This window comes from Thiocystis violacea (genome assembly GCF_016583565.1).
Lineage (GTDB): Bacteria > Pseudomonadota > Gammaproteobacteria > Chromatiales > Chromatiaceae > Thiorhodococcus > Thiorhodococcus violaceus_A.
Genome location: NZ_NRRF01000020.1, coordinates 41,112 through 62,509 on the forward strand (window position 1 = coordinate 41,112; position 21,398 = coordinate 62,509).

General features: G+C 64.3%; 18 protein-coding genes. 14 read left to right on the forward strand and 4 right to left on the reverse strand.

The genetic code is table 11. The features are described from left to right. Nucleotides 1–111 precede the first annotated feature (111 nt). The 10 genes from CKO23_RS10365 to pnp all read left to right on the forward strand — a co-directional run bounded on the left by CKO23_RS10365 (nucleotide 112) and on the right by pnp (nucleotide 12,009). Entirely contained in the window at nucleotides 112–573 is a 462-nt protein-coding gene (locus CKO23_RS10365) for a hemerythrin domain-containing protein (protein ID WP_200330710.1), read from the forward strand. 457 nt (nucleotides 574–1,030) lie between these two features. Then, nucleotides 1,031–1,771, forward strand: coding sequence for an S-methyl-5'-thioinosine phosphorylase (locus CKO23_RS10370; protein WP_200330712.1), 741 nt, complete (start codon nucleotides 1,031–1,033; stop codon nucleotides 1,769–1,771). An 89-nt stretch (nucleotides 1,772–1,860) separates the two neighbouring features. Then, nucleotides 1,861–2,709 (forward strand): hypothetical protein, encoded by an 849-nt coding sequence (locus CKO23_RS10375; RefSeq protein WP_200330714.1) that lies wholly within the window; start codon nucleotides 1,861–1,863, stop codon nucleotides 2,707–2,709. Between the two features lie 407 nt (nucleotides 2,710–3,116). Next, nucleotides 3,117–3,572 (forward strand): ribosome maturation factor RimP, encoded by a 456-nt coding sequence (gene rimP, locus CKO23_RS10380; protein WP_200330717.1) that lies wholly within the window; start codon nucleotides 3,117–3,119, stop codon nucleotides 3,570–3,572. Nucleotides 3,573–3,674: 102 nt separating this feature from the next. Continuing rightward, nucleotides 3,675–5,177, forward strand: a complete 1,503-nt coding sequence (nusA, locus tag CKO23_RS10385; RefSeq protein ID WP_200330719.1) for a transcription termination factor NusA — start codon at nucleotides 3,675–3,677, stop codon at nucleotides 5,175–5,177. Between the two features lie 18 nt (nucleotides 5,178–5,195). Then, nucleotides 5,196–7,946 (forward strand): translation initiation factor IF-2, encoded by a 2,751-nt coding sequence (gene infB, locus CKO23_RS10390; RefSeq protein ID WP_200330721.1) that lies wholly within the window; start codon nucleotides 5,196–5,198, stop codon nucleotides 7,944–7,946. Then, complete coding sequence (gene rbfA / locus CKO23_RS10395) at nucleotides 7,943–8,338, forward strand: 30S ribosome-binding factor RbfA (RefSeq protein WP_200330723.1); 396 nt, start codon at nucleotides 7,943–7,945, stop codon at nucleotides 8,336–8,338. The genes infB and rbfA overlap by 4 nt, the downstream gene beginning before the upstream one ends. Nucleotides 8,339–8,342: 4 nt before the next feature. After that, nucleotides 8,343–9,260, forward strand: a complete 918-nt coding sequence (truB, locus tag CKO23_RS10400) for a tRNA pseudouridine(55) synthase TruB (RefSeq protein ID WP_200330725.1) — start codon at nucleotides 8,343–8,345, stop codon at nucleotides 9,258–9,260. A gap of 190 nt (nucleotides 9,261–9,450) precedes the next feature. Further along, nucleotides 9,451–9,720: a 30S ribosomal protein S15 gene (rpsO, locus tag CKO23_RS10405; RefSeq protein WP_200330727.1), complete on the forward strand. Its 270-nt coding sequence runs from the start codon at nucleotides 9,451–9,453 to the stop codon at nucleotides 9,718–9,720. A 189-nt stretch (nucleotides 9,721–9,909) separates the two neighbouring features. Further along, nucleotides 9,910–12,009, forward strand: coding sequence for a polyribonucleotide nucleotidyltransferase (gene pnp, locus CKO23_RS10410; RefSeq protein ID WP_200330729.1), 2,100 nt, complete (start codon nucleotides 9,910–9,912; stop codon nucleotides 12,007–12,009). Between the two features lie 115 nt (nucleotides 12,010–12,124). Here pnp and CKO23_RS10415 read toward each other — a convergent pair whose 3' ends face one another. Genes CKO23_RS10415 through CKO23_RS10430 form a run of 4 tightly spaced genes read right to left on the reverse strand, consistent with a single transcriptional unit; the run spans nucleotide 12,125 to nucleotide 16,090 of the window. After that, complete coding sequence (locus CKO23_RS10415; RefSeq protein WP_200330731.1) at nucleotides 12,125–12,925, reverse strand: ABC transporter permease subunit; 801 nt, start codon at nucleotides 12,923–12,925, stop codon at nucleotides 12,125–12,127. Then, nucleotides 12,922–13,842 carry an ABC transporter permease subunit gene (locus tag CKO23_RS10420; protein ID WP_200330734.1) on the reverse strand — a complete coding sequence of 307 codons (921 nt, stop codon included), beginning with the start codon at nucleotides 13,840–13,842 and terminating at the stop codon, nucleotides 12,922–12,924. The genes CKO23_RS10415 and CKO23_RS10420 overlap by 4 nt, the downstream gene beginning before the upstream one ends. 31 nt (nucleotides 13,843–13,873) lie before the next feature. Next, on the reverse strand, nucleotides 13,874–15,010 hold the full coding sequence (locus CKO23_RS10425) for an ABC transporter ATP-binding protein (protein WP_200330736.1): 1,137 nt from the start codon (nucleotides 15,008–15,010) through the stop codon (nucleotides 13,874–13,876). A gap of 21 nt (nucleotides 15,011–15,031) precedes the next feature. Then, nucleotides 15,032–16,090 carry a polyamine ABC transporter substrate-binding protein gene (locus tag CKO23_RS10430; protein ID WP_200330770.1) on the reverse strand — a complete coding sequence of 353 codons (1,059 nt, stop codon included), beginning with the start codon at nucleotides 16,088–16,090 and terminating at the stop codon, nucleotides 15,032–15,034. Between the two features lie 326 nt (nucleotides 16,091–16,416). Between CKO23_RS10430 and CKO23_RS10435 the strand changes: the two genes are divergently transcribed. From CKO23_RS10435 to CKO23_RS10450, 4 genes are all read left to right on the forward strand, one after another. Continuing rightward, nucleotides 16,417–17,415: a MerR family transcriptional regulator gene (locus CKO23_RS10435; protein WP_242482344.1), complete on the forward strand. Its 999-nt coding sequence runs from the start codon at nucleotides 16,417–16,419 to the stop codon at nucleotides 17,413–17,415. 96 nt (nucleotides 17,416–17,511) lie between these two features. Further along, on the forward strand, nucleotides 17,512–19,095 hold the full coding sequence (hisF, locus tag CKO23_RS10440; protein ID WP_200330740.1) for an imidazole glycerol phosphate synthase subunit HisF: 1,584 nt from the start codon (nucleotides 17,512–17,514) through the stop codon (nucleotides 19,093–19,095). A 6-nt stretch (nucleotides 19,096–19,101) separates the two neighbouring features. Then, a complete protein-coding gene (locus CKO23_RS10445; RefSeq protein WP_200330742.1) occupies nucleotides 19,102–19,986 on the forward strand; it encodes an ATP-dependent Clp protease proteolytic subunit in 885 nt (294 codons plus the stop codon). A 401-nt stretch (nucleotides 19,987–20,387) separates the two neighbouring features. Next, the gene (locus CKO23_RS10450) at nucleotides 20,388–21,254 is read left to right on the forward strand and encodes a (Fe-S)-binding protein (RefSeq protein WP_200330744.1); all 867 of its coding nucleotides are present in this window, start codon (nucleotides 20,388–20,390) and stop codon (nucleotides 21,252–21,254) included. Nucleotides 21,255–21,398 lie beyond the last annotated feature (144 nt).

Consider the following 21,398-nt stretch of genomic DNA (forward strand, 5'->3'; position numbering starts at 1 on the left):
TGCCGACCGCAATGGTGGCGCCCAATCGTTTCGAGGGGCGCCTCGGACTCGAATAACGCGAAGCAACGCCCCCCTGTGCCGCGTTGCTCGCCTTTTGAAGGAGGATGGCTGATGTCGACCTTGGAGGACTATCGCAATTCCCATGCGGAGCTGAGGCAGATGATCGATGATCTGAAGGCGATCCTCAGGCCCGATCTCTTGCATATCCGGCCCAATGCAAAGACGGCTTACGAGCTGTTATGCGATTTGGGCGTGAAGGTTCGCCGCCATCTGGCGGAAGAGGACCGCAGCATCTACCCGACGTTGCTGATTCATGAGGACCCCAGGGTCAAGTCGATCGCCTGGGGGTTCATCAGTGGCGAAAAGCCGCTGCGAAAGATCTTCGACGATTATCACAAGCGCTGGCTGAAGAACTGCGATTTCAACTTCACCGAGGAGTTCTTGGCGGAGACCCATGAGGTGTTCGGCATGGTGGCGCAGCGCATCGATCGCGAAGAGCAGGTGCTCTTTCCCAAACTCGTGGAGATCGGGCTTTTCCAGGAGCAGCCCGGCTCAGACCGCTCCGCCTATTGACCCTGCGCTTGGCTCCTGCGTTAGCCCGCCCTCGGCGTCAACCGCGGGCATTGAGCCGAGGCTCGGCGACCTGATTCCGCCAGATTGAGCGCGGGAGACTCGTGGCGTCTTCGCCATCTCATCTGCTCAAGGCGTCTCTGGAATCCGCGCGGGGAAGAGGAGCCGGAGCCCCATTGGCATGGGTGCTCAGGGCGTCGACTACGCCGCCGTGGCCGCTCGTCGGGTCTTGGTTGTTACTCGGATGGGGTCGAGCAGGGCAAGAACCCCCGTTTCTTGCCAGATCCAGTCAACGCGCAAACGCGCTGGCGAGCCCGTCGCTCGATCCGCGCCTGTGCTGTCGGTGCGTTGAGCTTGCTCCACATAGTCTGTTAGATCCGTGTGCCGCCGGCCCTGCCGGGTTTGGTTTCCCGGGCGCTCTTCGGTAGACTTGCGCGTCTTTATCGATGGCGGTGGATGCATGGGTCTTCTCGCGATTATCGGGGGTTCTGGCTTCAAGAGCCTGCCCGATCTGGAGCTGCTGGACGCGCGTCAAATGGAGACGCCGTACGGTGCCACCTCTGCGCCGGTGACGCGTGGCCGTCTGGGCGGGGAGGCGGTACTCTTTATTCCCCGGCATGGCCCTGCCCACCATCTGCCTCCGCACCGCATCAACTACAGAGCCAACCTCTGGGCGTTGCGTGCGAGTGGCGCCGAGCATGTCGTGGGACTGGCCGCGGTTGGAGGGATCACCCCGTCCTTCGGACCGACCGTGCTCAGTGTTCCGGATCAGGTGATCGATTACACCTATGGTCGCGAGCATACCCTCTACGATGGTGCCAGCGGCGAGGTCGAGCATGTCGATCTCACGGATCCCTACTGTGGCGCGCTGCGGCAGTCTCTGCTAGAGGTTTGCGCCCGGAACGGGCATGCGGTGGTCGACCACGGAACCTATGGCGCAACCCAGGGGCCACGGCTCGAGACCGCTGCCGAAATCAGACGATACGAGCGTGATGGTTGCGATATCGTCGGCATGACAGGCATGCCGGAGGCGAGTTTGGCTCGCGAGCTCGGGCTCTGCTATGCGAGTCTCGCGTTCGTTGTGAATTGGGCCGCCGGTAAGAGCGGTAGCATCATAACCATGAAGGAGATCGAGGAGAATCTCGCCCTCTGTGTCGAGCGGGTGATGTCGGTGCTCACGGCCGTCGCAGGCGCGCGGTGATGGCAGTCGTTGTGGGCTCGAGCACGCAGGGCATTGGAGAATTCGTTGATCATTATAGAAAGACTGCATGCTTGCAGGAGTAATTCAGAATGGCTAGCTCGGAAAAAACCTCGTCTCGTTCGGGTATCGGCTTCCTGCCGAAGCTCATCCTTTGGTCGGTCGTGATCGCCTTCGGCTATCTCTATCTCAGCTCCATTGACCGTGAAGGCGGTGGTCAGACGACCGCGTCCTCGCTGATCTCTTCCATCTCGAAACTCAGTCCCGTCCCGATTTCCGCGCTTCCGGGGATGTCGAAGGGCGAGGAAACGCCGGCTGTGGAGGCCGAGGTCGCACAGGCCGATGCCACGCCGTCGGAGAAGGCGTCGGACCACAAGCCCGTCAGCGATGCTGAGTCGGCGGTCTTCGCCAAGTCCTTGATGAAGCCTGAGGCGGCAACGGTTGAGCCGGCGGCGGAGAAGGCCGTCGAGGCCGTCGCGGCCACTGGCAAGCCAGAGCCAGAGCCGATGGCGCCTCGGCGCCAGGTGGAGATCGCGCCCCCGGCGAGCTACTCAGCGCTTGCGGCAAAGCCACAAGCCGCCACGCCCGAGGTCAAGGCGCGGGAGCCTGTTGTGGAGGCTGCGCCGGTCCCGGCGCAGAGCCAGCAGGCGGCTCCGGCGCCCGCGGCGCAAGTCGCGGCAATGCCGGCGCCGGTTGCGCCCGTGCCTGAAGCGCCGGCTGGCGTCGCGATGGCGCCTGCAAGCCCTGCCCCTGGCGACTGGAGCGCCATGCAGCAGCAGCGCGATCAGATGCTTGCGGAGTACGAAGCCATGCGCCGCGAGGCCGATCAGCGCATGCGTCAATACTGGGAGCGCATGAGATCCGCTGCCCCGGCAATGCCCTACGGCTATCCTGGGTACGCCCCGGGTTATGCGCCAGGGGTCTACGCGCCGCCGCGTTGATGCCGTAGGCCTTGCCGCGCTGCGTCGCTGATCGGCGCGGCAAGGCCGATTGATTCGTGGCACCACTGATGTCTGAAATAGAAGGCTGAGCCGAGGGACGAGGCCCTGCAAAAGGGTGCAAGTTGGGCGTCTTGGCGTCGGCCCGACCTCAGTAGCTGGCCGGCGCGCATCAGTGATGGCCCTGCCCGGATTCGCGGTCACTCTTGCGGTAAACATGCAATGCATGTATAGTTCGAGCGCTTAAGGATGGTGTTGATCCAGTCGCTCGCCAGGCTCGTTGTCTCAGGGACCCCGTTTCGGGGTTTTTTTGTCGCTCGTGAAATGGTGCCAAGAGCCTCGAAAGGCGCTGCGGCACGGTTTAAGAGGTTGGGCCGCTGGCCCAATTTTTGTTTCTGAAGGCGGAATCGATGCAATCTGCTGATAGTCAGCTCACACTTCTGGCGCGCAGGGTCGTCGAGCCCATGGGGTACGAGCTCGTCGGGGTGGAGTACTTCGAGCACGGTGGCAGCGCGACGCTCAGGGTCTACATTGATCACGAGCGCGGTATCGGCTTGGACGACTGCACGGCTGTGAGTCATCAGCTCAGCGGTGTGCTCGATGTCGAAGATCCTCTTCCGGGTCATTACGACCTCGAGGTGTCGTCGCCGGGTTTGGATCGGCCCCTGGTGTTCCCCGAGCACTTCGAGCGATTTGTCGGCGAGCGGATCCGCATCCGGTTGGCGGACAAGATCGAAGGTCGGCGGAAGCTTGAAGGTCGCCTCCTCGGTTGCTTGGATGGCGTGGTCAGGCTAGACGCGGACGGACGCGAATGGGAGGTGCCGCTCTGTGCGGTGGAGTCCAGCCGCCTGGTGCCGGAACTCTGAGATGACATGCAGCGGCCGGAGACTGGCGCTGGTTGCTGGCAAGCTGGTCGCGATGGCTCGGAATCGTCTGGGTCCTAATGCGCTGAGTCGGACAAAGGTGGAATGAGCAAAGAGATCCTACTGGTCGTTGAGGCCGTTTCCAACGAAAAGGACGTCCCCGAAGGTGTCATCTTCGAGGCCATCGAGGCGGCGCTCGCCTCGGCGACCCGCAAGAAGCACGGCGGTGAGATCGAGGTGCGCGTGAGCATCGACCGTAAGACGGGCGACTACCGCACCTTCCGTCTTTGGGAGATAGTTCCGGACCCCGAGGAGGGAGGGCTGGAGGCGCCTTCGCGTCAGATCACTCAGTCCGCCGCCGAGGTGCTCGAGCCCGAGTTGGGGGTCGGCGACTTCATCGAGGAAGAGATCGACTCCGAGCTGTTTGGCCGCATTGCCGCCCAGACGGCGAAACAGGTCATCGTCCAGAAGGTTCGCGACGCCGAGCGTGCGAAGATCGTCGACGCCTTCGCGGAGCGCAGGGGACAGCTGGTCACCGGCATCGTCAAGAAGGCCGAGCGCGGCACCATCGTGCTCGATCTTGGTAACAACGCCGAGGCATTGATCCCGCGCGAGCATGTCATCCCGCGCGAGTCGGTTCGCCCTGGCGATCGTTTGCGCGGCTATCTCTACGATGTGCGCTCCGAGCCGAAAGGTCCGCAGCTATTCGTGAGCCGCACAGCGCCCGAGCTGCTGATCGAGTTGTTCAAGCTCGAGGTGCCGGAGGTTGGCGAGGGGCTGATCCAGATCCTGGGCGCGGCACGCGATCCGGGGTCACGGGCGAAGATCGCGGTGCGGACCGCCGATCCGCGCATCGATCCGGTCGGCGCCTGCGTGGGCATGCGTGGTTCGCGCGTCCAGGCGGTCTCCAACGAGCTGAACGGCGAGCGAGTCGATATCATTCTCTGGGACGAGAATCCGGCGCAGTTCGTCATCAATGCCATGTCGCCAGCAGACGTGGTCTCCATCGTCATCGACGAGGAGGCGCGCAGCATGGACGTCGCGGTGAAGGAAGAGAACCTGGCGCAGGCCATCGGTCGATTCGGCCAAAACGTTCGACTCGCCACCCAGCTCAGTGGTTGGGAGCTCAACGTGATGGACGAGCGAGATGCGGCGGCCAAGAGCGAGCAGGAGTCCCTGCGTTTCGTCCATAGCTTCATGGAGCAGCTCGAGGTCGACGAAAGTCTCGCGATGCTGCTCGTCGAAGAAGGTTTTAGTAGCGTCGACGAGGTGGCCTATGTGCCCCTGGCGGAGATGCAGGCCATCGACGAGCTTGACGACGAAACCATCGACATGCTGCGCGAACGCGCCAACGACGTCCTGCTGACGCGGGCCATTGCGACCGAGGAGGTCGCTGACGATTCGGGCGCGACGGGCTTGATGACGCTCGAAGGAATGGATGAGGCCCTCGTCGAGGCCCTTGCCGACCGCGGTGTGGCGACGCTCGAAGATCTGGCCGAACAATCGGTCGATGAGCTGATGGAGATCGAGGGCATGGACGAAGAGCGTGCCGCCAGCTTGATCATGAAGGCGCGCGAGCCCTGGTTCGCGGATGCCCCAGAGGAATAGAGGTACAAAAGACAGTCCATGAGTGAAGTCACGGTCAAGCAACTCGCCTCCACGGTCGGCATTCCGGTCGAGCGCCTTCTTTCACAGCTGAACGAGGCTGGCATCACCGCGAGCGGTGCCGACGCCACGTTGACGGAGCAGGAGAAGATTCAGCTGCTCGGCTATCTGCGTCGCAGCCATGGCAAGGAGGATGGTGACGGCAGCGCCGCGCCGAGCCAGGTCACGCTCAAGCGTAAGTCGGTCAGCGAACTGCGCCAGCCAACGGTTGCCCCGCGCAGCAGCACCGCGGGGGTGCGCCCACCGCAGGCGCCGCGCGGTGGAAAGACGGTGAGCGTCGAGGTTCGCCGCAAACGCACCTATGTGAAGCGCGCCGATGAGCCCGGCTCCACCGCGGGCGGGACATCCACGTCGGCCCGTCGTCAGGGCGGCGACTCCAGCCGCGGCGGACGCGCGCGGCAGGCGCAGACCGCCGCGACCTTCGACGAGACGCGGCGCCGCACCGAACTCGAATCCCACCGCGCCGAGCAGGAAGCCCGTCGGCTAGCCGACCAGGAGGAGCAGGAGCGTATTGCTCGGGAAGAGGAGATTCGCCAGCGTGAGGCAGCGGAGGTCCGTCGTGCCGAAGAAGAGGCACGCCGCCGCACCGAAGCGGAAGAGCGCGAACGCCTCGAGCGCGAGTCCATCGCCCAGCTGAAGGCCGGACAGGACGCCGCACCGATCGAGGATGAAGAGCCTGCGGCGGCGGGAGGCGAGGTTGTGCGCCGGGCTGCCGAAGCGGCCAAGCCCAAGAAAGCCGTCAAGAAGGCCGAGCCGGTCGAGAAAGAGCGCGCTGGCAAGAAAACCGCCCGTAAGGATGCCATCCGCGCGCGGGATCTGGACACCGCCGCACGCACTGACTATGAAGAGGTCGATGGCCCCGGCGGCGGTCGCGGTCCGCGGCGCAGGAAAAAGGCGCCCAAGCCCCAACTCCAGGACAAGCACGTCTTCCAGCGGCCGACGGCGCCCGTGGTGCGCGATGTCGAGGTTCCGGAGAGCATTTCGGTCAGTGACCTCGCCAACCGGATGTCGGTGAAGGTCTCCGAGGTCATCAAGGAACTCTTCAAGCAAGGGATGATGGTCACCATCAACCAGAAGCTGGATCGCGACACCGCGACCATCGTGGTCGAGGAGATGGGGCACAAGGCAATCGTCGCCGACGAGCGCGACGCCGAGGGCACGCTGATCGACGAGGTGCAGGAGCAGGAAGGTCAGTTCGAGGCGTTGCCGCGTCCGGCGGTCGTGACCATCATGGGCCACGTCGACCACGGCAAGACCTCATTGCTCGACTACATTCGACGCACCCGTGTCGCCTCCGGCGAGGCCGGCGGTATCACGCAGCACATTGGCGCCTATCACGTCGAGACGGAGAAGGGCACGGTCTCCTTCCTGGATACCCCCGGCCACGCCGCCTTCTCCGCGATGCGGGCACGCGGCGCCAAGGTGACGGACATCGTCATCCTGGTCGTCGCGGCCGACGACGGTGTCATGCCGCAGACCATCGAGGCCATCCAGCACGCACGTGCGGCCCGTGTGCCGATTATCGTTGCCGTCAATAAGATGGATAAGCCGGACGCCAACCCGGATCGGGTCATGCAGGAGCTCACGCAGCACGAAGTCCTGCCCGAGGAATGGGGCGGCGATACCATGATGGTCAAGGTCTCGGCCAAGACCGGCGATGGCATCGACGCGCTGCTCGACGCCCTTCTGCTGCAGTCCGAGGTGCTCGAGCTGAAGGCCCCGGTGGACGGGCCTGCGCGCGGTGCCATCGTCGAATCCAGCCTCGACAAGGGCCGTGGTCCCGTGGCGACCGTCCTGGTTCAGACAGGAACCCTTCGGCGTGGCGATATCATCGTCAGCGGCGGCGAGTATGGCCGTGTGCGTGCCATGTTCGACGAGGCCGGCAATCCGGTCGAGTCGGCCGGGCCCTCGATCCCGGTTCAGGTTCTGGGTCTCTCCGGAACGCCGAATGCTGGCGATGATGTCATGACGGTCAGCGACGAGCGTCGGGCACGTGAGGTGGCCGATCTGCGCTCGGCCAAGCTGCGCCAGAGTCGCTTCGACGAGCAGCGTGGCGCCAGCCTCGACCAGCTCTTTTCCCAGCTCAAGGATGGCGAGCTGAAGTCGGTCAATCTCATCGTCAAGGCCGACGTTCAAGGCAGTCTCGAGGCGCTCAAGGACAGCCTGCTCAAGCTCACCAATGACGAGGTCAAGGTCGCCATCGTGGCCTCGGGCGTCGGCGGGATCACCGAGTCCGATGCCAATCTGGCCGTAAGCTCGAACGCGATTCTGCTCGGCTTCAATGTGCGCGCCGATGCCGCTGCCCGCCGCGTGGTGGAAGAGAAGGGCCTCGATCTGCGTTACTACAGCATCATCTACGAGCTGATCGATGATGTGAAGCAGGCGATCTCGGGTCTCCTGAGCCCCATCGTGACCGAGGAGATCATCGGCTTGGCCCAGGTGCGGGACGTCTTCCGCTCGTCCAAGTTCGGTGCCATCGCCGGTTCCATGGTGATCGAGGGTGTCATCCGTCGAAACAGCCCGATTCGCGTTCTACGCGACAACGTCGTCATCTACGAGGGTGCGCTGGAGTCGCTGCGCCGCTTCAAGGACGACGTCAGCGAGGTCAAGTCCGGCATGGAGTGCGGTATCGGCGTCAAGAACTACAACGACGTCCAGCCAGGCGACCAGATCGAGGTCTTCGAGCGCACCGAGCGGGCCCGCGTCCTGTGAGCGAACGTGAATTCGATCGCACGGAGCGGATCGGTGCCGAGTTGCAGCGCGTCCTCTCGGTCGTGCTGCGTGATCAGGTGAAGGATCCGCGGCTGGCCAGTATCACGGTTCACGAAGTGCGTGTGACCAAGGATCTGGCGCATGCCAAGGTCTTCTTCACCTGCTTCCCGGCCGATGAGGATACGGCGACGCAGGCCCAGCTCCTCAACAGTCGTCTCGCCGGCTTCCTTCGACATGCGCTCGCGCAGGAGGTGCGTCTGCGCACCATCCCGCAGCTGAGCTTCGTGCACGATGAATCGATCGGCTATGGCGAGCGTCTCTCGTCGCTGATCGATCAGGCTGTGGCGACGTCCGAAGCCACGAATCCGCACAGCGCGGATCAGGAGCACTAAGCGCATGGGACGTCGACGAAATCCGGGACGCAACGTCACCGGCATTCTCCTATTGGATAAACCGCTGGGCCTGACCTCGAACGATGCCCTGCAGCGCGTCAAGCGGCACTATCGCGCGGCCAAGGCAGGGCACACCGGAAGCCTGGATCCGCTCGCGACCGGTCTCTTGCCCTGCTGCCTTGGCGATTCCACCAAGTTCTCGGCCTTCCTCTTGGACGCCGACAAACGCTATCGGGTGCGCGTGCGCCTGGGTGTGACGACGACGACGGCGGACGCCGAGGGCGAGGTCGTCGAGACGCGGCCCGTCGAGGGTGTCGACGAGGAGCGCCTCAGGGAAGTTCTGACGCGGTTCACCGGCAGCATCGATCAACTGCCTCCCATGTACTCCGCCCTGAAACACCAGGGACAGCGGCTCTACAAGCTTGCGCGGCAGGGGGTCGAGGTCGAGCGTCAGCCGCGCCGCATCGATATCCACGCGCTCGAGCTGACGGCTTTTGAGCTGCCGGAGATCGAGCTGGACGTGCACTGTTCCAAGGGCACCTATGTGCGAACCCTGGCAGAGGATATCGGGCGCGCGCTCGGCTGCGGAGGCCATGTGATTGCCCTGCGGCGCACGGGCGTCGGCCCCTACCTCGAGTCCAGCGGGCCGTTCATTGCGCTCGACGAGGTGGCTGCGCTCGCCGAGCAAGAGAATTTCCAGGCACTGGACGCCCTGCTGTTGCCGCTGGATACGGCGCTGGGGCATTGCCCCGCGCTGCGACTGTCAGAGGATTCGGCCTTCTATCTGCGTCAAGGGCAGCCCGTGTTGGTACCACAGGCCCCGACCGAGGGCCTGGTGCGGCTCTACGATCCCTCCGCCCGTTTCATCGGTGTCGGCTTCATCCTCGAAGACGGCAAGGTGCAGCCGAAGCGGCTGATCTAGGAGCCTGTCTGGCCTTGAGTGAGTGCACCGGCCGTCGGGTTTGGATGCGCCACTGCGAGGCACTAGAATCTCGACCAGTCTTACTCACCGGCCCGATCCTCCTGAAGTCATTGTCGGGAGGATCCCCCGCGGCAGCCTCTGTCGTGGCGGATGGCCTTTTCTTCATCCTGAACAATCTAGGAGACCAGCAATGACGATGACCGCCGAGGACAAGAAGAAGATCGTTGACGACTACGCACGTGCTGACCGGGATACCGGCTCGCCCGAGGTCCAGGTCGCCCTGCTGACCGCGCGCATTCTGCAGTTGACCGAGCACTTCAAGGAGCACAAGCATGATCATCACTCCCGTCGCGGGCTGGTGCGCATGGTCAACTCCCGCCGCAAGCTGCTCGACTACCTCAAGCGCAAGGATCTGGACCGCTATCGTGATCTGATTTCGCGTCTCGGGCTGCGTCGTTAAGACGCGTCCCAACCTCGGCGAGCGGATGATCGGTCTGCGATCTCCTGCTTGCCGGCTCGTCGCGGCCTCTCGGCCGCGCTCTGAGCAGACAGCAATTGCTGCCACCCGTTCTCTTGCTGGCTCGAGCCAAGGTCGGAGTGCACCAGGGTCCGCAGCCCAGACGGCCCAAACACCCCCGAGGATTTTTCCGTGATTCCCACTCCCATCGTTAAGCAATTCCAATTCGGAGAGCAGACAGTCACGCTGGAGACTGGCGAGATCGCCCGCCAGGCCGATGGTGCTGTCATGGTCAACATGGACGACACCGTGGTTCTCGTGACCGTCGTCGTGGACAAGCGGCCCGGCGTTGAGCGCGACTTCCTGCCACTGACGGTCGACTATCAGGAAAAGACCTATGCCGCCGGCCGCATTCCGGGTGGCTTCTTCCGCCGCGAGGGCCGTCCGAGCGAGGGCGAGATCCTCACCGCACGCCTCATCGACCGCCCGATCCGTCCGCTCTTCGCCGATGGTTTCACGCGTGAGGTCCAGATCATCGCGACCGTCAAGTCGCTGAATCCGGCAGTCAACCCCGAAGTCCCGGCCCTGATCGGCGCCTCGGCCGCGCTGGCGGTGTCGGGCTTGCCCTTCAACGGTCCGATCGGCGCGGCGCGCGTTGGCTACAAGAACGGCGAGTACATCCTCAATCCCGCAGTCGTGGGTTTGAGCCCTGACTCCGACCTCGATCTGATCGTGGCCGGAACCGACAAGGCCGTGCTCATGGTCGAGTCCGAGGCGCGGGGTCTGTCCGAAGAGGTCATGCTGGGTGCCGTGCTCTTCGGTCACGAGCAGCTGCAGTCGGTCATCCAGGCCATCCGCGAGCTAGCCGCCGAGGTCAACAAGACGCCGCTGGCGTGGTCGCCGCCCGAGTCCGATCTGGAACTGGCCGACGCGGTGCAGAGCGGGTGCGGTGAGCAGGTTGCTGCGGCCTATCAGATCAAGGTGAAGCAGGAGCGTTACGCCGCGCTCGACGCCGCGCGTGCGGTCGTCATCGGTCAGCTCTGCGGCGGCGACGCGCCAAAGTGGACTGAACTCCAGGTGCGGGCGGCGATCGAGAAGCTCGAAAAGAAGGTCGTGCGCGAGTCGATCCTCTCCGGTAATCCGCGTATCGACGGCCGTGACGGCAAGACCGTGCGCCCGATCACCATCCGCACCGGCGTGTTGCCGCGCACCCATGGCTCGGCGCTCTTCACCCGTGGCGAGACCCAGGCGATCGTCGTCACCACGCTCGGCACCGAGCGCGACTCGCAGATCATCGATGCACTCGACGGCGAGCGCCGCGAGCACTTCATGCTGCACTACAACTTCCCACCCTTCTGCGTGGGTGAGTCGGGTCGCGTCGGCAGCCCCAAGCGTCGCGAGATCGGCCACGGCCGTTTGGCCAAGCGCGGTGTCCTCGCCGTCATGCCGAGCATCGAGGAATTCCCCTATTCGGTGCGTGTGGTCTCGGAGATCACCGAGTCGAACGGCTCCAGCTCCATGGCCAGCGTCTGCGGGACCAGTTTGGCACTCATGGATGCCGGCGTGCCGATCAAGTCGCCGGTGGCCGGTGTCGCCATGGGCCTGATCAAGGAAGACGAGCGCTTCGCCGTCCTGACCGACATCATGGGTGACGAGGATCACCTCGGCGACATGGACTTCAAGGTCGCGGGCACCTCCGGGGGCATCAACGCCCTGCAGATGGACATCAAGATCGAAGGCATCACCAAGGAGATCATGGAGATCGCCCTGGCGCAGGCGAAAGACGGCCGCATGCACATCCTCGGCGAGATGAACAAGGTGATCGACTCGCATCGCCTGGAGATGTCCGAGCATGCGCCGCGCATCATCGAGTTCAAGATCCATCCGGAGAAGATCCGCGACGTCATCGGCAAGGGCGGTTCCGTCATCCGCTCCATCACGGAAGAGACCGGGGCGACCATCGACATCAACGACGATGGCGTGGTCAAGATCTTTTCGGTCGAGAAGGCCGCCGGCGAAGAGGCCAAGAAGCGCATCCGCCTCATCACCGCGGACGTCGAGGTCGGCAAGATCTACGAAGGCAAGGTCGCCCGCTTGATGGACTTCGGCGCCTTCGTCACCATCCTGCCCGGACGCGACGGTCTGGTTCACATCTCCCAGATCTGCGAGGAGCGCGTCCAGTCCGTGAGCGACAAGCTCAAGGAAGGCGACGTGGTGCGCGTCAAGGTCCTGGAAGTCGACAAGCAGGGCCGCATCCGTCTGAGCATGAAGGCGGTCGAGCCCGGCGAGTAATGCCGATCGACGCTGCTCGATTGCGGTAGAAAAAAGGGGCCATGTGGCCCCTTTTTTCGTTCTTGCTCATGTCCGTTCGGGAAGGCCGTGCGTGCGATCGCCGAGGGGCGCCAGCTCAGCGCCCTGGTTTGCGCCCCAGTGAGATCCCGGCAATCACCACGGCCAGCGCGACGACGGCGACGATGAGTGTCGCCAGTGCGTTGATCTGCGGGGAGACGCCCATGCGGACGCTGGAGTAGACGACCATCGGCAGCGTCGTGGCACCCGGACCCGAGACGAAGCTGGCGATGACCAAATCATCGAGCGAGAGGGTGAAGGCGAGCAGCCAGCCCGAGAGCAGGGCCGGCGCGATCAGCGGTAGGGTGATGCGCATGTAGACGCCGAGCGGGCGCGCCCCCAGGTCCATCGCGGCCTCCTCCAGCGAGGCGTCCATCTGTCCCAGCCGGGAGCGCACGACCACGGCCACGTAGGCCATGCTGAAGGTCACATGCGCGATGGTGATGGTGGTGAAGCCGCGCCCGGTTGGCCAGCCGATGAGCTGCTGCATGGCGACGAAGAGCAGCAGCAGCGACAGGCCGATGATGACGTCCGGCATTACCAGCGGGGCGGTGAGCAGCAGCTCGAAACCTGTGCGGCCGCGGAAGCGCCCATGCCGGACCAAGGCATTGGCCGCGAGCGTGCCCATGACCATGGCGACGGTGGCGTTGGTCGCGGCAATGCGGATGCTCAGCCAGGCGGCGTCCAGCAGTTGGTGGTTGTGCAGCAGCGCCCCATACCACTTGAACGAAAAGCCGGACCAGACGGTGACCAGCCTGGATTCGTTGAAGGAATAGAGTATCAGCAGCAGGATGGGGACGTAGAGAAAGGCGTATCCGAACGCCAGGATCCCGATCAACGGCCAGGCGCGTCGCTTCATGAGGCTGCCTCGTCCATGTTCTGCTGCAGGCGCTGCATCAGCACGAAGGGCACCACCAGCACCGCGAGCAGCACGATCGCCAGCGCGGAGGCGAGCGGCCAGTCCTGATTGGAGAAGAACTCGGTCCACAGCAGTTTGCCAACCATGAGACTGCTGGGGCCACCGAGCAGATCGGGGATGACGAACTCACCGACCACGGGAATGAACACCAGCATGCTGCCGGCAATGATCCCGGGTTTGGACAAGGGCAGGGTGACCTTGAAGAAGGCGCGCAGCGGTCGGCAGCCGAGGTCTGACGCGGCCTCCAGCAGGGCCGGGTCCAGCCGTGTCAGGTTGGCGTAGAGCGGCAGGATCATGAAGGGCAGATAGGAGTAGACGACGCCGATATAGACGGCGGTCTGGGTGTGCAGGATCTGCAAGGGCGCATCGATGATGCCCAGCCAGAGCAAGAAGCTGTTGAGGAGGCCGTTGGAATTGAGGATGCCGATCCAGGCATAGACCCGGATCAGAAACGACGTCCAGAAGGGCAGCACGATCAGCATCAGCAGCAGCATGCGTCGGCGTTGCGCTGCCGTCGCGATGGCATAGGCCATGGGATAGCCCAGCAGCAGACAGAGCAGGGTGCAGATCAGCGCCACCCAGAGCGAATTGAGGAAGGCCGCCAGATAGATGTCATCCTCCCAGATCAGCATGAAATTCTGCAGATTGATCTGGATCTGCAGCAGGCCGTCCGCGACCCACTCCCAGAGTGCCGTGTAGGGCGGTTGTGCCAGTGCCGTCTCGGCGACGCTGATCTGCAGCACGATCATGAAAGGCAGCAGGAAGAAGAGGCCAAGCCAGAAATAGGGGACGCCGATGTTGACCAGGCGGCTCAGGCGGCGTCGGCCCTTCGGGTGATGGCGGGTGCTCTGGCTCATGGCGCGGCCCGCGGCGTCGAGCTGGCGTCGCTCATTCGGTCAGGACCACGCCGCTGGTCGGCGACCACTCGACGCTGACCGCCTGTTCCCAGGTCAGCGCCTGTTCGGTCCGCGGCTGATGGTTGGTCAGCGTCATCTCGACCAGCTGCCCGCCGTTGGAACGGATGCGATAGATGGACACGTCGCCCAGGTAGGCGATGTCCTCGACGATGCCTCTGAGCTGGTTGACGCCATCTGGACTGGGGGCCTCGCTCAGTCGCATCTTCTCCGGGCGGATCGCCACCGTGACCGGGGTGCCGAGCGGATGCGGGTGAAAGCTGCGCATCCGCAGGGTGCCGCCGTGATGGGCCTCGATCAGAACCTGATCGGCCTCGCGTTCGATCACCTTGCCCTCGAAGAGGTTCACGGAGCCGATGAACTCCGCGGTGAAGCGGCAGTTGGGAAACTCGTAGATGGCCGTCGGCGTATCCACCTGCATGATTTGCCCGGCGTCCATGACCGCGATCCGCGTGGACATGGTCATGGCCTCTTCCTGATCGTGGGTCACGGTCACGAAGGTAATGCCGAGGCGCTCCTGCAGGTTGACCAGCTCGAACTGGGTGCTCTCGCGCAGGCGCTTGTCGAGCGCGCCGAGCGGCTCGTCCAGCAGCAGGAGCTTGGGGTGCTTGGCCAGGCTGCGCGCCAGGGCGACGCGCTGGCGCTGACCGCCCGAGAGCTGATCCGGCCGACGCTTGCGCAGTTCCGTGATCTTGAGCAGGTCGAGCATCTCGCCGACGCGCTCCTGTCGCTCCTTCTTGGGGATGCGGTCCTGCTTGAGCCCGAACTCGACGTTCTGCTCCACCGTCATGTGTGGAAAGAGGGCGTAGGACTGGAACATCATGTTCACGGGACGGGAGTAGGGCGGCACGTCGGTCACGTCCACTCCATCGATGAAGATCCGGCCGGAGGTCGGATACTCGAAGCCCGCGAGCAGACGCAGCAGGGTCGATTTGCCGCAGCCCGAGCTGCCCAGCAGCGAGAAGAACTCGCCTTTGAAAATGTTCAGACTGACGTCGTCGACCGCGTAGAGGTCACCGAAGCGTTTGGTGACGCGGTCGATGCGCAGGTAGGGCGGCGCCTTCGGATCCTGCCAGGGCTCCAGCAGGCGCCGGTCGGTGGTCACGGCCATGGGCAGGATCCGTCGCGGTCGTCAGCGATTGGCCTTGAGGCGCGTCCAGAGCCGGTTCAGTGTCCGGATCTCGCGGTCGCTGCGCTCGCTGGGGACGAAGAGCTTGGCGCGCAGCTCAGGTGGCGGGTAGATCTCGGGGTCATTGCGCAGCGCGGCGTCGATCATGGGTGTCGCGGCCGTGTTGGGATTGGCGTAGAAGACGTAGTCCGAAACGTCCGCAATGACACGGGGATCCAACAGATAGGCGATGAAGGCATGTGCCGCCTCGGGGTTGGGGGCGTCCTTCGGGATCGCGATCACGTCGGTCCAGAGCGCGGCGCCTTCGCGCGGGATACGGTAGGTCACCGCGACGCCCTTGTTGGCCTCTTTGGCGCGTTCTTGCGCCTGCAGCACGTCGCCCGAATAGCCCTGTGCCACGCAGATGTCCCCGTTCGCCAGGTCTGTGATGTACTGTGACGAGTGAAAGTAGCGGATGTGGGAATGAATGCCCGCGATCAGCGCGCTGGCGGCGTCCAGGTCTGCCTTTGCTAGGCTGTTCGGATCCTTGCCCAGATAGGCGAGTGCGGCCGAGAAGACCTCGGTCGGGTCGTCGAGCAGGGAAATGCCGCAGCCTTCCAGCTTGGCGGCCTTCTCCGGGTCGAAGATCAGGCCCCAGGTATCGATCTTGGTATCGTCGCCGAGCGCGGCCTTCACCTTGTCGACATTCAGCCCCAGGCCGGAGGTGCCCCACATATAGGGCACGAGGTATTGGTTGCCTGGATCGCTGGATGCCAGACTGGCCATGATCTCGGGGTCGAGCTTGTCGAGCCCCGGCAACTTGGACTTGTCGAGCGGCTGATAGAGTCCGGCCTTGATGTGACGCGCGGCGAAGGGGCGCGCGGTTGGGAAGATGAGATCGTATCCGCTGCTGCCGGCGAGGAGCTTGGCCTCTAGAACCTCGTTGGAGTCATAGACGTCTAGCACGGGTCGGATGCCCGTGCGCTCCTGGAAGTTGGGGAGCGTGTCCTCGGCGAAGTAGTCGCTCCAGTTGTAGATGTGCACCTGCTGCTCGGCGGCGCTGGCCGAGGCGATGCCCAGCATCAGGAGCGGAGCTAGGAAACGCAAGGCAGAGAACGGCTTAGTCAATTGTCGCACCTCAGTGGTCGGTCGTCTGTTATTCGGCCGTAACTATCGGGTTGGCAAGCCAAAATCGATCAGCTGCCTATCCTACTGCATGTCGGTCGCCGCGCACATCGCCGTTGGCCAAGGGCGGTGCGTCCGGGGTCTGCGCCTGCCCACGCCAGGCGCGCAATGGCGGGCCGAGGAGGCGGTTTCGGCGAGCCCCATGCCGATGCCAAGACTTGGAGGCGGCGGCCGGCGAACCCATTGACGCCATGATTACCCCGTTCATTATCGAGGGCCTCGTCTTGACCGATCCTGATCCGCCTGATTCGGGCCAAACCTTCCGAATTGGCACCGTCTCCCGTCTGACCGGCGTCCCGACCGATACCCTCCGCGTCTGGGAGCGCCGCTATCATGTCGTGACTCCGATGCGATCCGAAGCCGGAACCCGTCATTATGCGGCGGAGGACGTGGGGCGTTTGTCGCTGATCAAGCGTCTGGTCGACGGTGGCGATGCCATCAGCAGCGTGGCGAATCTGTCGCTCCATGACCTGCGCGAGCGCATGCGCGGTGCCGATCAGCCCGAGCGTTTTTCCGCTGCCCAACGCGATTGCCGTCTGGTGGTCTGCGGCGCCTATCTCGCGGATCGCCTGCGTCTGGAGCCGAGTGTCCAGAGGGGGATCGAGCTGTTGGGATGTTTCGATTCGCTCGCTGGCGTGATGGCCGCGTCCTTCGCGCAGCCGCCAGACGTCCTGGTGCTCGAGCTGCCGACCTTCCATGCCGACGACGTGAGCCAGATCCACCAGCTATTGACGCGCTGCGGTGCCGAGCGTGTCCTGCTCATCTATGGGTTCGCGAGCCGCTCGGCACTGGCGCTGCTCGATGCCGCGAGGGTTGTGGTCCGCCGCGCGCCCCTGGGCGTCGACGAGATTCAGCATCTGTGCCGATCGCTGGTGCCGCAGCTGCAGGTGCCGGTCGAGCCGAACACCAGGGGCCTCTTCGATGCCAATGAGCCGCCACCGCCGCGCCGCTTCGCGGAGGCCGAACTGGCGCGGCTAGCGTCATTGCCGGCGAGCGGAGACTGCGATTGGCAACGCCACCTGATCGATCTGATCGCGTCGCTGACGGCCTTCGAACGCTACAGCCTGGAGTGTGCCTCGCGCAGCGGTGAAGACGTGGCCGCGGTTGCCTTCATCAATGCCTGTACGGCCCGCGCCCGTGCCTTGATGGAGGGCGCGCTGGAGCGCGTTGTGTATGTTGACGCGGATGTTGTGTCTCTCGACGCGGGCGATGCCGGGGAATGACTGAACCGGCGGGGCGCTTAGCGCTAGAATAGTCGGATAACGTCCGGTGTCCCCTTCGACGCTTCGCCCACCTCATCAGCCCCCTGGATTCGACCTATGATTTCGCTCCTGGACTATGGCGCAGGCAATGTCCGCAGTCTGCGCAATGCCATCCATGCCCTTGGCTACACCCTCACAGAGATCGAACGGCCCGAGGACATCCTCAAGGCCGAACGGTTGATCTTCCCCGGCGTGGGCGCCTTCGGCGCGGCGATGGAGCGATTGCACCGGCTTGGCTATGTCGAGCCCTTGAAGGCATATCTGGCCGCGGGCCGGCCCTATCTGGGTATCTGCATCGGTCTTCAGACCCTATTCGAGGGCAGCGACGAGTCGCCTGGCGTCGAGGGTCTGGGTCTGATCCCAGGGCGGATTCGCCGCTTCGACGACCCCAGCCTGTCCGTCCCGCACATGGGTTGGAACGACGTGCGTGTCGAGCGTGCATCGCCGCTCTTCGCCGACTACGCAGGCGAAAAGCTCTACTTCGTGCATTCCTACCGCGCCGAGCCGAGCGCCGAAAACGCCGACTGGCGTCTGGCGACCACCGACTATGGCGCGCCTTTCCTGAGCGCCGTTCAGCGCGGACGCGTCGGCGCCGTGCAGTTCCATCCGGAAAAGAGTGGTGCCGCTGGCTTGCGTCTGCTGCGCCATTTCCTGGCCGGCGAAGATACGGCCAGCGCCTGCGCGCCAAACCAAGAGCCCACGCGCTTCGCCAAGCGCATCATCGCCTGTCTGGACGTGCGCTCGAACGACGCCGGCGACCTCGTCGTCACCAAGGGCGATCAATATGACGTGCGCGAGTCCGGCGAGGTGCGCAACCTCGGCAAGCCGGTCGAGCTGGCCCAACGCTACTACGCCGAGGGCGCGGACGAGATCACCTTCCTCAACATCACCGGCTTTCGCGACTTTCCCTTGTCCGACCAGCCCATGCTGGAGGTGCTCAAGCGCACCTCCGAGCAGGTCTTCGTGCCCCTGACCATCGGTGGGGGCATTCGCGCCTTCACCGACGCCAATGGCCAGCACTACTCGGCCCTGAGCGTCGCCGACGAGTATTTCCGCTCGGGCGCCGACAAGATCTCCATCGGCTCCGATGCCGTCGACGCCGTCGAGCAATACAAGGCGCGGGGCGGGATGAAGGACGGCAGTACCGCCATCGAGCAGATCGCCAAAGTCTATGGCAATCAGGCCGTCGTCATCTCCATCGACCCGCGTCGGGTCTATGTCGAGTCTCCCACCGCAACGGCGCATCCAACGGTCGCGACGGCCACGCCCGGTCCGAACGGCGAGCGCTACTGCTGGTTTCAGTGCACCGTCAAGGGTGGCCGCGAGGGCCGTGATGTCGACGTCGTCGAGCTGGCGCGTGCCTGCGAAGACCTCGGCGCAGGTGAGATCCTGCTCAATTCCATCGACCGAGACGGGACCGGCGCCGGCTTCGATATCGAGCTGATCCAGGCGGTCCGGGCGGCGGTCACCATCCCCGTCATCGCCTCCAGTGGCGCGGGCTGCGTGGAGCACTTCGCCGAGGTCTTCGCGGCGACCGGCGTGGAAGCCGCGCTGGCGGCCGGGATCTTCCATCGACGCGAGATTCCCATCGAGGCCGTCAAGTCCTATCTGCGCGAGCAGGGGATCGAAATCCGGACCTGATCCAGCATGCCAAAGCCGGCATTCCTCCTGGTCGCACTCGCAAGCCTGTTTGCGCTCTTTGGTTTGGCGCTCTTCGGTTGCGCCCCGGGCAGTCTGACCGGTGACCGATCTCCAATCCAGGCGCCGACGCCCGTGCGCTTGAGCCGCGACGAGGTCCTGTCGACCACGGCAGCCTGTCATCTGCTGCGTGTCGGTCAGTGGAACGACGTGGCGGTCACGGATGCCGTGGTGATCGTCGCGGCGGACAAGTACAAGCTCCAGGTCGATGACATCATCGCGCGCTCCAACCAGCTGGCGCAGGAATATCAGAGCCACCCGACGGACCTGCTGACCCGTGCCATCGATGCCTGCCATCGGCTCGAAGACGTGACCGGCGTCGTCTCCGCCCTGGTGCGGTTCGAGCCGAGCGGTGAGCTGCGCACGACCTGGCTGCGCATCGACGGCACTGAGATTAGCTCGGGGTTCGCCAAGCGCACCGCCGCCGAGCTGCGTCGGCGCAGGGCCATCGGACTGGTCATCAACAGCCCCGGCGGTTCCGTCTTCGAGGCACGCAAGCTCGGCCGCTATCTGCGCGCCAATGGTCTGCGTGCGGCCGTGGACGGCTATTGTGCCTCTGCCTGCGTCGACGTGCTGGCCGGTGGCGTCGAACGCTACGTCACGCCGAGCGCCAAGCTCGGTATCCACCAGAGCAAGGTGCCCCGGCGCTACAGCAGCCACGAAGGTGGCCAGCTCTATGTCGCGGATTCCTTCCGCTACCTCCGCGAGATGGGTGTCGACGCCGACGTCGCCATCGCGGCGGCCTCGGTTCCTCATGATGAGATCCTGCTCATCCCCTTGGCCGATGCCCTGGAGACCGGTCTGGTCACCGGCGTGGTCGACGGGTTCGAGTAGCCCGGCCCGGCACCGCTGCTCCCTCGCGCCAAGAGGAGGGGAGGCGCGCAGCCGGCCCGCCTGGACCGACCTGCCCGCCGCCGACCGTTCGGCCTGATGGTCAAGGCGTGCCCCGTTCGTCCGAAAACCCCTCCCGTTGCCAGCATTCAGCGCCGAGCTGGGCGCGGAAAGACCGTGTAATCAAGGTCTTTCGCGCATATCAATACTGACGATTTATATAATTACCAATTTTAATAAATCACAATTCCGTAAACTGCTGATCATTGTTGCGGTGCGGCAAACGTGCTGCTTCCTCTCAGTGGTTCCTGGCTGTACCTCTCCGGAATCCTGAGCTTGGTGATGCGGTACTCGCCTCTCGGGCCCCGCGCGTCTCTGATCGCCCTTCGCCGGATTAGCAGTCTATGGCCACCATCTTGACCGCCGTCGGTTTCATGACCGCGCTGGGTGCGCTGCTCGCCCTGGTGCTGATCATTGCGAACAAACGGCTCTACGTGTTCGAGGATCCGCGGATCGATCAGGTCGAGGGTCTGCTGCCCATGGCCAACTGTGGGGCCTGCGGGACGGCGGGCTGCCGGCCCTTCGCCGAGATGCTGATCAAGGGCGAGACGGAGCCGTCCAAATGCACGGTCAACTCCAAGTCCATGAATCAGATCATCGCCAATTTTCTAGGCGTTGATCTCGGGGCGAGCGAGCGGCGTGTTGCCCGGCTCGCCTGCGCGGGCGGCGGCAATGTCGCCTACGTTCGCGCGACCTATACCGGGCTCAAGTCCTGCCGCGCGGCGGCCTTGGTCTCCGGGGGCGGGCGCGGCTGCTCCTGGGGTTGTCTGGGCTTTGCGGATTGCGAGGTGGTGTGCGAATTCGATGCCATCTACATGAATAAACAGGGCATTCCGGTCGTTGTCGAGGACAGGTGCACCGCCTGCGGTGACTGCGTGACCGTCTGCCCCAAGAACCTCTTCAGCCTGCACCCGGTGAGCCACCGGTTGTGGGTGGCCTGCGTGAACCTGGAGTTCGGCGATATGGCCGAGCATCACTGCGAGGTCGCCTGCACCGCCTGCGGGCGTTGCGCGCAGGACTCGCCGGAAGGGCTCATCACCATCCAGGACAACCTGGCCGTCATCGATTTCACCAACAACAGCCTGGCCTCGAAGGTCGCGATCGAGCGCTGCCCGACGGGTGCGATTGTCTGGCTGGAAGAGGACGGAACCGTCTTGAAGGGACGCGATGCCCGCAAGGTGGTTCGCAAGCGAGCCCTGCCGGTGGGTTGAGACCGCGGCTTAGACCATCCCCGGCGGATCGCTCGGGTCGAGATTGACTGTGGTGACGATCAAGGATTCGGCGCACGCCGGCCGATGACCTGATCCCTAACGATAACGAACAGATGCACCCCTGCGTGCGCGCTCGAAACGGCG

What these genes read in the sequence shown, in the direction of transcription:
- truB (WP_200330725.1), top strand. Translation starts at nt 8,343, where the DNA reads ATGGGACGTCGACGAAATCCGGGACGCAACGTCACCGGCATTCTCCTA.
- CKO23_RS10450 (WP_200330744.1), top strand. Translation starts at nt 20,388, where the DNA reads ATGGCCACCATCTTGACCGCCGTCGGTTTCATGACCGCGCTGGGTGCG.
- CKO23_RS10415 (WP_200330731.1), bottom strand. Translation starts at nt 12,925, where the DNA reads ATGAAGCGACGCGCCTGGCCGTTGATCGGGATCCTGGCGTTCGGATAC.
- CKO23_RS10425 (WP_200330736.1), bottom strand. Translation starts at nt 15,010, where the DNA reads ATGGCCGTGACCACCGACCGGCGCCTGCTGGAGCCCTGGCAGGATCCG.
- rpsO (WP_200330727.1), top strand. Translation starts at nt 9,451, where the DNA reads ATGACGATGACCGCCGAGGACAAGAAGAAGATCGTTGACGACTACGCA.
- CKO23_RS10420 (WP_200330734.1), bottom strand. Translation starts at nt 13,842, where the DNA reads ATGAGCCAGAGCACCCGCCATCACCCGAAGGGCCGACGCCGCCTGAGC.
- CKO23_RS10365 (WP_200330710.1), top strand. Translation starts at nt 112, where the DNA reads ATGTCGACCTTGGAGGACTATCGCAATTCCCATGCGGAGCTGAGGCAG.
- nusA (WP_200330719.1), top strand. Translation starts at nt 3,675, where the DNA reads ATGAGCAAAGAGATCCTACTGGTCGTTGAGGCCGTTTCCAACGAAAAG.
- hisF (WP_200330740.1), top strand. Translation starts at nt 17,512, where the DNA reads ATGATTTCGCTCCTGGACTATGGCGCAGGCAATGTCCGCAGTCTGCGC.
- CKO23_RS10430 (WP_200330770.1), bottom strand. Translation starts at nt 16,090, where the DNA reads ATGCTGGGCATCGCCTCGGCCAGCGCCGCCGAGCAGCAGGTGCACATC.
- rimP (WP_200330717.1), top strand. Translation starts at nt 3,117, where the DNA reads ATGCAATCTGCTGATAGTCAGCTCACACTTCTGGCGCGCAGGGTCGTC.
- CKO23_RS10375 (WP_200330714.1), top strand. Translation starts at nt 1,861, where the DNA reads ATGGCTAGCTCGGAAAAAACCTCGTCTCGTTCGGGTATCGGCTTCCTG.
- CKO23_RS10370 (WP_200330712.1), top strand. Translation starts at nt 1,031, where the DNA reads ATGGGTCTTCTCGCGATTATCGGGGGTTCTGGCTTCAAGAGCCTGCCC.
- infB (WP_200330721.1), top strand. Translation starts at nt 5,196, where the DNA reads ATGAGTGAAGTCACGGTCAAGCAACTCGCCTCCACGGTCGGCATTCCG.
- CKO23_RS10445 (WP_200330742.1), top strand. Translation starts at nt 19,102, where the DNA reads ATGCCAAAGCCGGCATTCCTCCTGGTCGCACTCGCAAGCCTGTTTGCG.